We start from the raw sequence: 13,492 nt of genomic DNA, 5'->3' as shown, positions 1-13,492 counted from the left end.
GTCATGAGTTACCAAGATTTATACAAAGAAAGTATCGACAATCCTCAAAATTTTTGGAAAAAACAAGCGCAGCAGTTGAACTGGTATACATTTCCAAAAAAAATATTGAAGGCTAATGATAAAGGCAGTTTTGATTGGTTTTTAGATGGTGAACTTAACATGAGCTACTTGTGTATAGATAAACATGTTAATGAAGGATATGGTAATCAAGTTGCTATTTATTATGATTCTCCAGTAAGTGGACGTAAGGAGCAAATTACCTACCAAAAACTGTTGGAAGAAGTATCTAAATTAGCTGGAGGTTTAATTAGTCTTGGCTTAAAAAAGGGAGATACGGCAATCATCTACATGCCAATGATACCACAAGCAATATATGCTATGCTTGCTTGTGCAAGAATAGGTGTAACCCATTCTGTAGTATTTGGTGGTTTTGCCCCTCATGAATTGGCTATTAGAATAGATGATTGTGAACCAAAATTGATAATTACTGCTAGTAACGGTATCGAAATTGAAAGAATAATTCCTTACAAGCCTTTTGTAGATCAAGCTATAGAACTCGCAAAATATAAACCAGAAAAAGTTGTGGTTTATGATAGAAAGCTTGGAGTAACTTACACTACAAATAAACGTGATTTTGATTATGAAAATTTGGTTAAAAATGCCCAAGCTACGCCACCAGTAAAATTAAACGCTAATCATCCTTTATATATTCTATATACTTCTGGTACAACAGGTACTCCTAAAGGTATTGTAAGAGATACCGGTGGATATGCAACTGCATTAAAATTTTCTATGAAAAATGTTTATGCTGTTAATGAAGGTGATGTGTATTGGGCTGCCAGTGATGTAGGTTGGGTTGTTGGGCACAGTTACATTGTTTACGGTCCACTTTTGAACAGAAATTCTACTGTTCTCTTTGAAGGCAAACCTATTAAAACACCAGATGCTGGAACTTTTTGGAGAGTTATACAAGACTATGCTGTTAATGTAATGTTCACGGCACCTACTGCTATAAGAGCAATAAAAAAAGAAGACTCAGAAGGAGAACTAATTAAAAAGTATGATTTATCTAGTCTTAAGTATCAATTTTTAGCCGGTGAACGCTGTGATGTTGCTACCCTTAGATGGACAGAACAAAAACTCAAAGTACCTGTAATTGACCATTGGTGGCAAACAGAGTCTGGGTGGCCAATGTTAGCAAATATGGTGGGTGTAGAACCTTTACCAGTTAAACCCGGTTCAGCTAGTTTTCCAGTATGTGGTTATGATATAAAAATTATAAATGAACAAGGAAAAGAGTGCAAGCCTAAACAAGAAGGTTATGTGCTTGTTAAATTACCTCTTCCGCCTGGTTGCTTATTAGATATTTGGAATAACACGGAACGCTTTAAGGCGGGTTACTTAGAAAAATTTCCTGGTTACTATTTCTCAGGTGATGGAGGATATTTTGATGAAGATGGATACCTATACATTACCGGTAGAGTAGATGATGTTATAAATGTGGCTGGCCACCGTTTGTCAACTGCAGAAATGGAAGAAATCGTAGCCTCGCATCCTCATATTGCTGAATGTGCTGTCTTTGGTGTTCACTGTGATATTAAAGGACAAAAGCCTATGGGGCTTGCGGTACTAAAGTCAGGTATTTCTAATGATGTTCAAAAATTATCAGAAGAGGTTGTTCAAATGGTTCGTAATGAAATAGGTGCGGTTGCCTCATTCAAAGATGTATTGGTAGTAAATAGATTACCAAAAACACGTTCAGGTAAAATTTTACGAAAATTATTGAGAAATATCGCTGACAAAACAGAATATGCAATTCCATCGACAATTGACGATGTAGCAATTATAGAAGAGATTAAATCAATTTACATATCAAATAATATAGGAATACATAAAAACCAATTAACATGAGTAATTACCATATTAAACATTTAGAAGAATACTTTCAGGTTTATCGTAAATCAGTTCGTAATCCAGAAAGTTTTTGGGAAGAAGTTGCTGAAGAACACTTTTTATGGCGAAAAAAGTGGGATAAGGTTTTAGATTGGGACTTCTCTAAACCAGAAATTAAATGGTTCCAAGGGGCTAAATTAAATATTACTGAAAACTGTATAGACAGACATTTACACGTTAGAGGTGATAAAACTGCCATTTTGTTTGAGCCTAATGACCCAAAAGAAGAAGCTGAACACATTACTTATAGGCAACTACACGAAAGAGTGAGCAAGTTTGCTAATGTTCTTAAAGAAAAAGGTATTAAAAAGGGAGACAGGGTAATTATATATCTTCCAATGATTCCAGAATTAGCAATTTCAGTTTTGGCTTGTGCACGTATTGGAGCTATCCACTCTGTTGTTTTTGCAGGGTTTTCTTCAACCGCATTGGCAACAAGAGTAAATGACTGTGAGGCAAAAATGGTAATTACATCAGATGGGTCTTATAGAGGCAGTAAATCAATTGATTTAAAAGGTATTGTTGATGATGCTTTAGAACAATGTAAAACGGTAGATAAAGTATTAGTGGCAAAGCGTATCAACTCTGATATTTCTATGAAAGAAGGCAGAGATGAATGGTTACAACCTTTACTTGATGCTGCTTATGGCGATTGTGTGCCTGAGGTTATGGATGCAGAAGACCCCTTGTTTATATTGTATACCTCTGGATCTACAGGTAGACCCAAAGGCATGTTACATACTACAGGTGGGTACATGGTTTATACAGCATACACCTTTAAAAACGTATTTCAATATAAAGAAGAAGATGTGTATTGGTGTACTGCAGACATTGGTTGGATTACTGGTCACTCTTATATAGTGTATGGTCCATTGGCAAACGGTGCCACCACAGTTATGTTTGAAGGTGTGCCTTCTTATCCAGATTATGGTCGTTTTTGGGAAATTGTAGAGAAACATAAAGTAAATCAGTTCTATACCGCACCAACAGCAATTAGAGCTTTAGCTAAAGAGAATATTGATTTTGTAACCAAGTATAATTTAGATAGTTTAAAAGTTCTAGGTACAGTAGGGGAACCCATAAATGAAGAAGCATGGCATTGGTACAACGACCATATTGGAATGAAACAAAGCCCTATTGTTGATACTTGGTGGCAAACAGAAACAGGAGGCATACTAATTTCTCCAATTCCGTTTTCGACGCCTACAAAACCAACCTATGCAACCTTACCTTTACCAGGAATTCAGCCGGTATTAATGGATGAAAATGGAAATGAAATAAAAGGAAACCCTGCTGATGGTAGACTTTGTATAAAATTTCCATGGCCATCTATAGCTAGAACAATTTGGGGTAATCATCAACGCTACAAAGACACTTATTTTTCTGCATTTGAGAATAAATATTTTACAGGTGATGGTGCTTTAAGAGATGAGGTAGGCTATTACAGAATAACTGGTAGAGTAGATGATGTAATCATAGTTTCTGGTCATAATTTAGGTACAGCACCAATTGAAGATGCTGTTAATGAACACCCAGCCGTAGCAGAATCTGCAATTGTTGGTTTCCCTCATGATATAAAAGGTAACGCTCTTTATGGTTATGTAATCTTAAAAGAAACTGGTGAAGTTCGAAACAGAGAGAATTTAAGAAAAGAGATAAATCAACAGATTTCTGATAAAATTGGACCTATAGCTAAATTGGATAAAATTCAGTTTACTCCAGGCTTACCAAAAACAAGAAGTGGAAAAATAATGCGTAGAATTTTACGTAAAATTGCTTCTAATGATACGGGTAATCTTGGTGATACTTCAACGCTACTAAATCCGGAAGTTGTTGAACAGATTATGAAAGAAGTCATAAAATAAAAAAAGGCCGTCTGAAAATGACGGCCTTTTTCTTTTTATAAAGAATAGTATAACGCTAACCTAAAGGTTATAATTTTATACTAGTCCTATTTTTTCTTCCCTTACAAAACTGATTAAAATCATATTGAAAGATTAAATGATAAGGTAATTTGTAACATCATTCTTTTGTTAAATAGATTTGCGCGTGACATGGCTCGTAATAATTCTAATTTTTTATTCCACCCTAGCAATTGCTATTGTCATTAGTCTATTGATTTATGGTGCTAAACCTTCAAAAACACTTTCTTGGCTGTTAGCCATTTTCACTATACCTGTAGGAGGCATTCTTCTGTATTTGGTCTTGGGAAGAAATAGACGGAAGAACAAGCTATTAAGACTTAAAAAAGACTTTTTAAGGCTACCCCAACCAGCTATATTTAATTCAGAATTTACAGACAATACGTATCAAAAATTAATCAACCTTGTTCAAACCAACACAAATTTATCTCTGACTTATAATAATACTTTAGAGGTTTTAAATGATGGCAAATCCACATTCGAATCTATTTTCAAAGCCTTAAATGGAGCCCAAAAATTTATTCACCTGCAATATTACATTTTTGAAGATGGTGAACTTGCGAACAAACTACTTTCTTTATTTAAACAAAAAATTGACCAAGGTGTAGCTATACGGTTGATTTATGACGGTATTGGTAGCTTTTCATTAAGCAAAAAATATTTAAAAAAGCTCAACGATATTGGTGTAGAGGTCTATCCTTTTCTTCCTTTTAAGTTTGGAAGATTTCTTGCCTCGTTAAACTATAGAAATCACAGGAAAATAATAGTTGTAGATAACAAAATTGCATTTACAGGAGGTATTAATATTTCTGATAAATACCTAAAGGGCGACCCCAAACTTGGTAATTGGCATGATATGCACTTAAGAATAGAAGGTAGTGCTGCTGCACAGCTTAACTATGTTTTTGCAATGGATTGGTATCTTGTAAGTCAAAAGGTTATCACATTTTCCTATGTTCCTGATACTAATTTAAACGGTAAGGCAAAGAAACTTGTTCAAATTGTTTCAGGAGGCCCAGATGATGATTTTCCGGTTTTAGAACAGACCTATTTAAATATCATCTATAGTGCAAAGAAGTATCTGTACATTATCAACCCTTATGTAATTCCAGGTCAAGCCTTGTTGCAGGCATTACTTATGGCTGCCTTAAGTGGGGTAGATGTTCGAATGCTGCTCTCTGAGAAATCAGAAAGTAAAATTGTCAACTGGAGCGTACAATCATATTTTGAAATCTTCCTTAAATCGGGTATTAAAATATACATATACCCTGATGGCTTTTTACATAGCAAGATGATAGTGAGTGATGATGCAATCTCGACCATAGGCTCTGCTAATTTAGATGACCGAAGCCTTGAACATAACTATGAAGTAAATGCTTTGGTTTATGATGAAGAATTTGCTAAAGCATTAAGAAAGGACTTTTTGAAGGATGTATCTCTTAGTAAACAGCTTTCTTTAACTGAACATAAATCTAGGTCATCAAAAGAAAAACTAAAGGAGGGTATAGGTAGAGTATTAAGTCCAATATTATGATTCTATAAGCTCGAGACCTAGTTCATTTTGGCAAATACCTACTTCTTCCCAATCATCTATGTTTTCAAAGGTGATTTGAGCAATATTTTCTAAAGCTTCTTCTGTAGCAAAACCAGTATGGGGTGTAAGAAGCACATTTGGTAAAGAAAGTAGTCTTATGAGTTTTTCATCTGTAATTCCTTCAGTTGAGTGGTCTTTAAAGAATATGCCTTTTTCCTTTTCATAAACATCTGTGCAATATCCTGCTATATTTTTGGTTTCTAACGCTTTTAGTAGCGCATTGGTTTCTACGATTGCTCCACGTGCAGTATTAATTAAAATAACGTTTTGCTTCATCATTATAAACTTACTTTTATTAATAAGCTGGTAATTTCTGCTATTTAGAGGTATGTGTAAGCTTATTATATCTGCTTTTCTGCAAATGTCATCTAGAGAAGTATATGTTACACCGCAGTTCTCTACAAGGTCATCATCTGGTTCAAGATCATTGCCTAGTATGTTGCAACCAAAACCATGCATAATTTTTGCCATAATACTACCAATTCTGCCTGTACCAATAATACCCACAGTTTTGCCATGCAGGTTAAAACCAATTAAATTATTCTGTTCAAAATTGTATTGGTGTGTTTGAGTATTGGCCGTTATTAGCTTACGATTAAATGTAAGCAGCAGAGCAACAGCGTGTTCTGCTATGGCATGTGGGGAATAATTTGGGGTATTGGCAACTTTAAAACCAAGACTTTTTGCCCTTTTAAGATTGATGTTGTTATAACCCGAAGAGCGTAACGTAATGTAACGAACTCCTAAATTCCATAAGATTTCTAGTACAGTAACCGAAGCATCATCACCAGAAAAAATAGAAATTGCCTTATGGCCTACTGCATTAATTGCGGTTTCACTATCAAGAGCTTCGTTACAAAAGGCTATTCTATGACCTTTCTCGTTTGCTTTTTTAAGATAGGGTATCTCAAAATCTTTTGCACTATAAACCAGTAATTTCATCTTCAGAATCTTTGTAAAATATTAAGTCTTGCTCTTCTAATGCTAATACGACAAGCTTAATGTAGTCGTTTACAGATTTTTCTATATTACTGGGATCGGTAACATCTAAACTACCCCTCCAAATCATGGCCCGTTCTTTACCTTCACAAATACAATAGAGGGTTGTTTGGGCATGATATACCTTAAAGGTCTCATAATAACTCTCATCGTAATAAATGTCTTGACTTTCATAGTAGTCTTCATTGAACCTACCTTTGTAATTATCCCATTGAGAAAGGTTTTTTATAAAACTCTGACGGTCTTCTGAACCTATTACTTTGGTAAACAAAATAGCGTCAAAATCTTTGTCTAAAAGGCTCTGTTCAACCTCGTTTAGTTCTTCTTCGGTTCTTTTAGTATCTGTAAATTCTACATCAAAAATATCGAGGCTACGCATTGCTTCGACATTTCTTTTGGTAAATTCTTTTTTTAGATTGGTCTCAAAACTTTTCCGTGCCTTTTCATTTTGTGTCATACCCACAATCAATACTTTATTGGCATGAAACTGTACAATCTCAGGGTTTTTCCAATTTTCAACCAAACTGGCCGATGAGCATCCCATGAAGGCAACTGTAGCTAATAGAATTAGTTTTCTCATTTGCATTACATCAATATTTTAAATAGTTATGTTTTAGCGTTACTTTTCTTCTTGAATCTTACTTAATTTATATTCTGGATTACCAATAAAAAATCTTCCTTGCTCTTTCTTTAAAATTGATGATAAATTCATAAAACCCTTTTCTTTAACTGAGCTATAGTTCAAGAGATATTTATTGACATTGCTAAGTAGTTTTTTGTGAAGCTTTGTATAGGTCTTTTCCTTTTCCAATTCATCAACCTTATCTATCATAATTTCAAGTTGGTTCATTTGTTTTTGCACTTGCTTAATAATAGGGTTTAACATTTTCTGGGTTTCAACTAGTGCTTTTTTAAATTCTTTTATTTTTTCAAATTCTTGTTTCCTAAGCGTTTTAATTGCAAAAGATTGTATGAGATTGTTCAAAAACCGATGCTCATCTTTTACAAATGAAAGTTGAGAAAACCACGTTTTTAAGTTTTCGTGCATTTCCTCTTTTGTAAACCATTCTGTGTATGTGTATTTTGGAACCTTGGTATTCATAATTTTTAAATATTCTTTAAGCTATAATAAATTTATACTACACACTTAATAGTAAAAATGATATTAATCACCTGTAATACAATGTGTTATTTTTTTTAATTTAAGGCCTTCGGTTTTTTAAAATACCTTGAGCATAATTAAAAACACTAGACTTTAGTTCTCGAAATTTGTTGATAATTTCATCAACTTCACCTTTTAAGGTAGTATGTTTTTGGTAGGACCATTTATCACAAGAAGAGTTAATAGAATCATACATTCCGGCTAGATTATTCTCGTGTTTAGAGATATTGTTAATTAACTCTAATCTAATTTTATCAATTCTTGTAAGCTCTCTTTTAAAAACTTCAAAACGTTTAAAAAGCTTAAGTGTATTAGGTTCAAAAACATAAGATTCTAACAGTCTTTTCAAAAAAAGAACCTCATTATCTAAAAACTGAATTTTTGACTTTAAATGCTGAATCTCCCAATGCAGGTCTTCAACCTTTTGTACTTGATTAGTATTAGTTACGACTTGCCACATTGTACTTATTATTTAATGTAAACTACATTACAATTAGTGAGGGTACAATGATATAGGTCATACCAGAAAGCTAAACCACTATAGTTTTTATTTCTTTAAGTTTTGGAATATGTACATGCCAGCCAAAAACATCTTTAACTTTAACTCGTAAAGTGTCTAATGCTAAGGGCTCACCGTGAACAAGAAATACCGATTCAGGAATATTTTTAATATTTTCTATCCAAGACAATAACTCGTTCTGGTCTGCATGAGCAGAAAAACTATCGAGGTGCCTAATTTTAGCCTTAACGGGCACATATTTTCCAAATATCTTAAGTTCATGTGCGCCTTCTAATAATTGTCGACCCCTTGTGCCTTCTGCTTGATAGCCAACCAACAAAACGGTGGTAGTAGATTTATGCATGAGTTGTTTTAAATAGGTCAGCACTCTACCACCCGTAACCATACCACTACCAGCAATGACTATTTTGGGTCTAGGGTCGTCTATGGTTTTCCAAGTATCAGCATAAGAGCCTATGATGTTAAAATGTTCACGCATTGAACGATATTCGTTCATAGACAATTGATGCCATTCTGGAAATTGCTCAAAAACCTTTAACACATTATTACCCATTGGGCTATCTATGAATATGGGAATATTTGGTATCTTATTTTGTTTGTATAATTGCCATAAAGTATACATTAAAGTTTGTAAGCGTTCTACTGCAAATGATGGTATTATAAGGGTTCCTTTTTCATTTACCGTATTTGCTACAAGCTGGGCAATGATTTTATTAACGTTTTCTACAGGGTGTAATTTATTACCGTAAGTGCTTTCTAGAAAAAGATAATCAGCCCAATCTGGTTTATCTGGTGGTGCCAACAACACATCAGCTGTTCTGCCGATATCTCCAGAGAAAACAAATATTTTTCCATAGCTATTCAACTCAATAAAAGTAGCTCCTATAATATGGCCATTAAAACGAAATTTAAACTGAATATTTTCGGAAAGCGAAATCCATTCGTCTTTATTTTGGTACTGAAACTTTTCTATAGTTTTTTCAGCTTCTTTAATGGTATAGAAGGGTAGGGCAGGCTGGTGCTTGCTATACCCTTCGGCATTTGCCCGTTCTGCTTCTTCTTCATGTATTTTGGCACTATCTAACAAAATAATACGGGCTATTGCTAGAGTTGGTGCTGTGCCAATAATTTTACCGCCAAAACCTTCTTTGACCAATCTGGGAAGGTAACCGGTATGGTCTAAATGCCCATGAGTAAGCAATACAACATCTAATTTTGAAACATCAATAGGTAAGGGTTTCCAGTTCAATTCTCGAAGCTCTTTTAAACCTTGAAACATACCGCAATCAACCATTATTTTTAACTCGGGCGTGTCTAGATAAAATTTGGAACCCGTAACGGTACCCGAAGCTCCTAGAAAATGAATTTTAACCGTGTTCATATTATTGGTAGCAAAGTTGTTGTATCTCGTTCATAATTTTTTCTTTTCGCGTTTGCGAAATTCCTAAATGGTCTAAGAAAAATTTGTCTTTCCAAAGCTGTCTGCACAACACCACATCACGACTAAGTAAAAATTGTTTTTCTCTATTGTTTAAAAGGGTGGATACTGTAATAGGATATAGCCCCAAACGGTCTATACGGTCTTTTATGCCATCGTTAGTGGGATAATCCCAACTTAATAAATAAAGACCTACACATTTGCCATACGTAATGGCATCTTGTGTAAAACGTGTATTGGTAACCACCCAACCCACATCTAGCTTTTTAGATTGGTTCTTCTTGCTTTCCCAATGGGCCTTTATATCATTGTAACGGGAATGTATATACAGTGGAATTTTTACATTGCAATTACGGCCTTCCTCACTATGAAATTTACATTCCATTAGAATTACGATATCGTTTTTTTCAGCCATCACATCAATTTCGTGGGATACGCAATTACCATTAACCGTTTTATCTACACTTACACTGTAGCCTGAGTATTGAACTAGCGCACTTATAAACCGTTCGAACGGAAATCCTGTTGGGCCTAATTCGTAAATTGCTTTTTTTAGTTTGTATTTAGAGGCAAATACCGATTTCTTTTTCTTTAATAGGGCAAAGGCTCTGTTATAAATTTCTTTTGTAGAGATACCTTCATAAATCTCTTCATTTACCTTATCTACTATTTGTTCCACTAAATCATGGTCGGCACCGCTATGTTTTAAAGAGTTTCTTAGTTTTTCTAAAGAAAACATGGCCTTTTCACCAGATGACTTTATAATCTTTATTAGTTGTTCTTTGCCCATATCATTTTTTTAGTTGTACATCAATTTCTGGTATTTTTAGTAGTTGAAGGGTTTGTGAGGCTAAGGTTACTGTACCCTGGGTCTCTAAAATGGCTTTTTTTATCTGTTCAAATAATTGGTGTTTGGTATTTCTTCTTAATTTATAATCAGTGATATATCTTAGGTTTAATGCTACCCAATTATCAGTGAGGCCTACGGCTAAAGTTGGTTCTAATTGGGCATTTTCTATGTAATACCTTTCTACCATTTCTTTCCATTTAGTTGCAGAATTTATAGTGTATGCTGATAAAAGTTCGTTTGCCTTAGCAACTACTATTTCTTTGGCAATCTCAATGTTAGAGTCATAGGTTATAAGAATGTTTAATTCGTCCCAAACAAAAGGGAAGTCCATAGAATAATTTTTAATTGGACCCTTGAATACAAAAGCATTGCTGATTTTCACTATGCGTCCAGAATAATTATCACTGCTTACCCATTCTCCCATTTCCATAAGGGTTGTATAAATACTGTCTATGTCGATAACATCTCCTTTAATACCATTGATTTCAATTCTATCACCTGGTTTATAGACACGTACAAAAAAAATATAAAAAGATCCGGCAATGCTAAGTATTAACTCTTGTAGTGTAAATGTTATACCTGCAGTAAAAAGGCCTATGATTATGGTATAGTCTTCTAAATTTTTTACGGTGAACGATAGTAAAACCATTAGTACTATAAGTACATAACCGGCAACTTCTACACCTTTTTGAGCTTTGTAGCGTATGGCTGCATCATTTATTCTTTTTTTAAGAAGTTTACGCAGAAAGGCTATAGCCACAACAATAATGATAATCCACCCCAGTAGTATTAGTACTTTGATAATCAATGGGTCTTTTAAAAAGTCTAGGAGTGAGTTCATGTATTAGCGTATTTAGCCAATTAAACTTGCTATTGAAAAAAGTCTCGTACTAGTGCAATAGTTTGCTTTTCTGTCATACTATCTGCTTTGTTGATTGCTATTACTTTCTCGGCAAGTTCTTTATGGTTTTGCAGTAATTCTTTGTGATACTTTTCACAGGTTTCAGCAGGGCCAAAAAGGGCTATAGAATCAGCGTTGCTGATTACTTTAGATAGTTTATCAAAATAGTTTTTTAGCTGATGCTTTTCTCGCTCTAAATATTTACTGTCTTGTACAACGTCTTGCGGACCCCATTTTGCGGAGGGGGTTCTAGATCCACCCTTTGGCTTAAAAAACTCCAATTCAGAGTTTATGGTTTCAAATTCTTCTCCTTCTTCTTTTAGATGAATTATGTGTGCTTTTTGCTTGTCCATCCAAATACCTATTTTTTTCATTTTTTCTGTATTTATTTAGTGTAGGGCCAATATTGGCACTGTTGTATCATAACCAATTTCTTTGACTAATGGTTTTGAGAAAACACTTCCAAAAAAGAAATGTTTTCGGTTTATAAAGGCAATCATATCACTCTTTCTACTTTCAACAAAAGCGGTAAGCCCTTCAGCCACACTGTTGTTGGTGAGGGTATGAAAACTATGGTTTAAATCACCTAAAATTTCTTGTAGTAGTATTTTATTGTCTTTTTGTTTTGTATTGAGTGAAGCATCCTTCTTAGAAACATGCAATACGCTAACGGCAGCATTATGCCATTTAGCAATTTCCATGAGATACTGTAACTCTTTACGTTTAAAAACATCTTTAAAATCTGTAGGAAATACTAATTCTTTCAGCGTGGTAAATTGGTAATCTGCTGGAACGGCAAGTATGGGGCATTCTCTAATTTTTTCTATGGTAAGCACGGTATTGCTTCCGAAAATTATTCCTTTAGAACTTGTTGCGCCTTGGGTTCCCATTACGACCAAATCAATGTCTTTTTTTGCGATTAAATTTTTCATTGATTCAGAGAGATAATTGAATTCTATAATGGTTACAAAGGTTTTGTTAGAGCTACTACCATGTAATTTTAGCATCTCAATAAACTTTTTCATTCCATTTTCTGCTTTGCTTTTGGCCGTTTCGTATTCTTCACTACCTACTTCAGGTATAAATAGCTTACTTGTGGTAAAGTTTCTTGGATAAAAAACATGTAAAAAATAAAATTCACACTGCTGATTCAGATACAAGTCTAGAGCAAATCTGGCGGCATTCAAGGCATTTTTTGAAAAGTCGGTAGGTATCAATATTCGCTTTGTCATGTTTAGGTTATTAAGATTTTTAATAAATGTTTACGCCTTTAAAAAAGTCAAAAAGACTATTGTTAATCCATATTGTTTAGAATAAGAAAAGGAATGTGAGTATATAGGTTCACATTTTTAATTACAGGTTCTTTAACCAATTTTTCGAATAAACTTCTTTTATGATATATCATGGCGAAAAGGTCAATATTCTCTTTCTCTAAAAAGGTGTTGATTACCTCTGCTTTATTTGCATAGTCTTGTACTTTAATAAATTTGAACTTAAAATTAGCAAGGCTTAGGGTCAACAATTTCTTATAAGATTCTTGTAAGCTGCTTAATATTTCTTCTTCGTTAATATGCATTACAACTATAGTTGCATTGGTAAGCGATGCCAAAAAAAGTAATGGTTTAAGAGTTTCTTTACCACACCCATTTTTAAAGTCTGTTACAAAAGCAATGGTCTTTGGAGTCTTATAATCTATTTGCTTAGGAACTGCCAGAATAGGGCATTGTGTTATGTTCTTGGCTACTTTAATAGTGTTACTTCCTAAGAAAATTTCAGCTGCACCTGTAGTACCTTTACTGCCCATTACTACCAAATCAATAGCATAGGCGTCAATAATATTTTTTATAACCTTAGTTAAATTTCCATATTCAGAAATAATTTCTAATTGATGTTTAGAATTACCATTTTCTAATACTATTTTATGTCTTGTTTCTGTCAGCATTTCTTTTGACTGTATTTGCAGAAACGTTAGATTATTTTTACTTCCAAATAGTTTTGATTTTTTATTTTTCAATGTTTTGTTCTCTTCATACACATTTAAAATGTAAAGAGTGCAAGGGTTCGATGCCATTAATCTGGTAATATAGAAAAGTGCGTTGTAGGCATCGTATGAGAAGTCTGTAGCAACTAATATGTTCTTCATTACTTCAATA

The 13,492-nt window shown here is 33.9% G+C and carries 13 protein-coding genes; 3 read left to right on the top strand and 10 right to left on the bottom strand.

Features of this window, described 5'->3' with window-relative positions; all coding sequences use genetic code 11:
- Positions 1 to 3 precede the first annotated feature (3 nt).
- From H5V42_RS03405 to cls, 3 genes are all read left to right on the top strand, one after another.
- Complete coding sequence (locus H5V42_RS03405; RefSeq protein WP_185781711.1) at positions 4 to 1,911, top strand: acetate--CoA ligase; 1,908 nt, start codon at positions 4 to 6, stop codon at positions 1,909 to 1,911.
- A complete protein-coding gene (acs, locus tag H5V42_RS03400) occupies positions 1,908 to 3,818 on the top strand; it encodes an acetate--CoA ligase (RefSeq protein ID WP_185781710.1) in 1,911 nt (636 codons plus the stop codon). Before H5V42_RS03405 ends, acs begins: the two co-directional genes overlap by 4 nt.
- 184 nt (positions 3,819 to 4,002) lie before the next feature.
- The gene (gene cls / locus H5V42_RS03395; protein WP_185781709.1) at positions 4,003 to 5,409 is read left to right on the top strand and encodes a cardiolipin synthase; all 1,407 of its coding nucleotides are present in this window, start codon (positions 4,003 to 4,005) and stop codon (positions 5,407 to 5,409) included.
- On the opposite strand, the gene H5V42_RS03390 is transcribed toward cls, so the two are convergent.
- The 10 genes from H5V42_RS03390 to H5V42_RS03345 all read right to left on the bottom strand — a co-directional run bounded on the left by H5V42_RS03390 (position 5,404) and on the right by H5V42_RS03345 (position 13,482).
- On the bottom strand, positions 5,404 to 6,411 hold the full coding sequence (locus H5V42_RS03390; RefSeq protein ID WP_185781708.1) for a 2-hydroxyacid dehydrogenase: 1,008 nt from the start codon (positions 6,409 to 6,411) through the stop codon (positions 5,404 to 5,406). The two genes, cls and H5V42_RS03390, sit on opposite strands and share 6 nt — an antisense overlap.
- Complete coding sequence (locus H5V42_RS03385) at positions 6,392 to 7,054, bottom strand: hypothetical protein (protein ID WP_241731818.1); 663 nt, start codon at positions 7,052 to 7,054, stop codon at positions 6,392 to 6,394. The genes H5V42_RS03390 and H5V42_RS03385 overlap by 20 nt, the downstream gene beginning before the upstream one ends.
- Before the next feature lie 33 nt (positions 7,055 to 7,087).
- Positions 7,088 to 7,570 (bottom strand): hypothetical protein, encoded by a 483-nt coding sequence (locus tag H5V42_RS03380; RefSeq protein WP_185781707.1) that lies wholly within the window; start codon positions 7,568 to 7,570, stop codon positions 7,088 to 7,090.
- A 100-nt stretch (positions 7,571 to 7,670) separates the two neighbouring features.
- Positions 7,671 to 8,090 carry a hypothetical protein gene (locus tag H5V42_RS03375; protein ID WP_185781706.1) on the bottom strand — a complete coding sequence of 140 codons (420 nt, stop codon included), beginning with the start codon at positions 8,088 to 8,090 and terminating at the stop codon, positions 7,671 to 7,673.
- Positions 8,091 to 8,160: 70 nt separating this feature from the next.
- Entirely contained in the window at positions 8,161 to 9,531 is a 1,371-nt protein-coding gene (locus H5V42_RS03370; protein WP_185781705.1) for an MBL fold metallo-hydrolase RNA specificity domain-containing protein, read from the bottom strand.
- 1 nt (position 9,532) lies between these two features.
- A complete protein-coding gene (locus tag H5V42_RS03365) occupies positions 9,533 to 10,378 on the bottom strand; it encodes an ATP cone domain-containing protein (RefSeq protein WP_185781704.1) in 846 nt (281 codons plus the stop codon).
- Between the two features lies 1 nt (position 10,379).
- The gene (locus H5V42_RS03360) at positions 10,380 to 11,279 is read right to left on the bottom strand and encodes a mechanosensitive ion channel family protein (RefSeq protein WP_185781703.1); all 900 of its coding nucleotides are present in this window, start codon (positions 11,277 to 11,279) and stop codon (positions 10,380 to 10,382) included.
- 29 nt (positions 11,280 to 11,308) lie between these two features.
- The gene (locus H5V42_RS03355) at positions 11,309 to 11,713 is read right to left on the bottom strand and encodes a hypothetical protein (RefSeq protein WP_185781702.1); all 405 of its coding nucleotides are present in this window, start codon (positions 11,711 to 11,713) and stop codon (positions 11,309 to 11,311) included.
- A gap of 15 nt (positions 11,714 to 11,728) precedes the next feature.
- The gene (locus H5V42_RS03350) at positions 11,729 to 12,571 is read right to left on the bottom strand and encodes a universal stress protein (protein ID WP_185781701.1); all 843 of its coding nucleotides are present in this window, start codon (positions 12,569 to 12,571) and stop codon (positions 11,729 to 11,731) included.
- Positions 12,572 to 12,633: 62 nt separating this feature from the next.
- Positions 12,634 to 13,482: a universal stress protein gene (locus tag H5V42_RS03345; RefSeq protein ID WP_185781700.1), complete on the bottom strand. Its 849-nt coding sequence runs from the start codon at positions 13,480 to 13,482 to the stop codon at positions 12,634 to 12,636.
- Between the last annotated feature and the right edge of the window lie 10 nt (positions 13,483 to 13,492).

The sequence above is a fragment of the Croceivirga lutea genome, assembly GCF_014235875.1.
Taxonomy (GTDB): Bacteria; Bacteroidota; Bacteroidia; order Flavobacteriales; family Flavobacteriaceae; genus Croceivirga; species Croceivirga lutea.
Note: the sequence above shows the minus strand (reverse complement) of the source record. Positions and strands in the feature narration are given on the sequence as shown.

Coding starts and splice junctions, on each gene's coding strand:
- H5V42_RS03370 (WP_185781705.1), bottom strand. CDS start 9,531: ATGAACACGGTTAAAATTCATTTTCTAGGAGCTTCGGGTACCGTTACG.
- H5V42_RS03380 (WP_185781707.1), bottom strand. CDS start 7,570: ATGAATACCAAGGTTCCAAAATACACATACACAGAATGGTTTACAAAA.
- H5V42_RS03350 (WP_185781701.1), bottom strand. CDS start 12,571: ATGACAAAGCGAATATTGATACCTACCGACTTTTCAAAAAATGCCTTG.
- H5V42_RS03365 (WP_185781704.1), bottom strand. CDS start 10,378: ATGGGCAAAGAACAACTAATAAAGATTATAAAGTCATCTGGTGAAAAG.
- H5V42_RS03345 (WP_185781700.1), bottom strand. CDS start 13,482: ATGAAGAACATATTAGTTGCTACAGACTTCTCATACGATGCCTACAAC.
- H5V42_RS03375 (WP_185781706.1), bottom strand. CDS start 8,090: ATGTGGCAAGTCGTAACTAATACTAATCAAGTACAAAAGGTTGAAGAC.
- H5V42_RS03360 (WP_185781703.1), bottom strand. CDS start 11,279: ATGAACTCACTCCTAGACTTTTTAAAAGACCCATTGATTATCAAAGTA.
- acs (WP_185781710.1), top strand. CDS start 1,908: ATGAGTAATTACCATATTAAACATTTAGAAGAATACTTTCAGGTTTAT.
- H5V42_RS03385 (WP_241731818.1), bottom strand. CDS start 7,054: ATGCAAATGAGAAAACTAATTCTATTAGCTACAGTTGCCTTCATGGGA.
- H5V42_RS03405 (WP_185781711.1), top strand. CDS start 4: ATGAGTTACCAAGATTTATACAAAGAAAGTATCGACAATCCTCAAAAT.
- H5V42_RS03390 (WP_185781708.1), bottom strand. CDS start 6,411: ATGAAATTACTGGTTTATAGTGCAAAAGATTTTGAGATACCCTATCTT.
- H5V42_RS03355 (WP_185781702.1), bottom strand. CDS start 11,713: ATGAAAAAAATAGGTATTTGGATGGACAAGCAAAAAGCACACATAATT.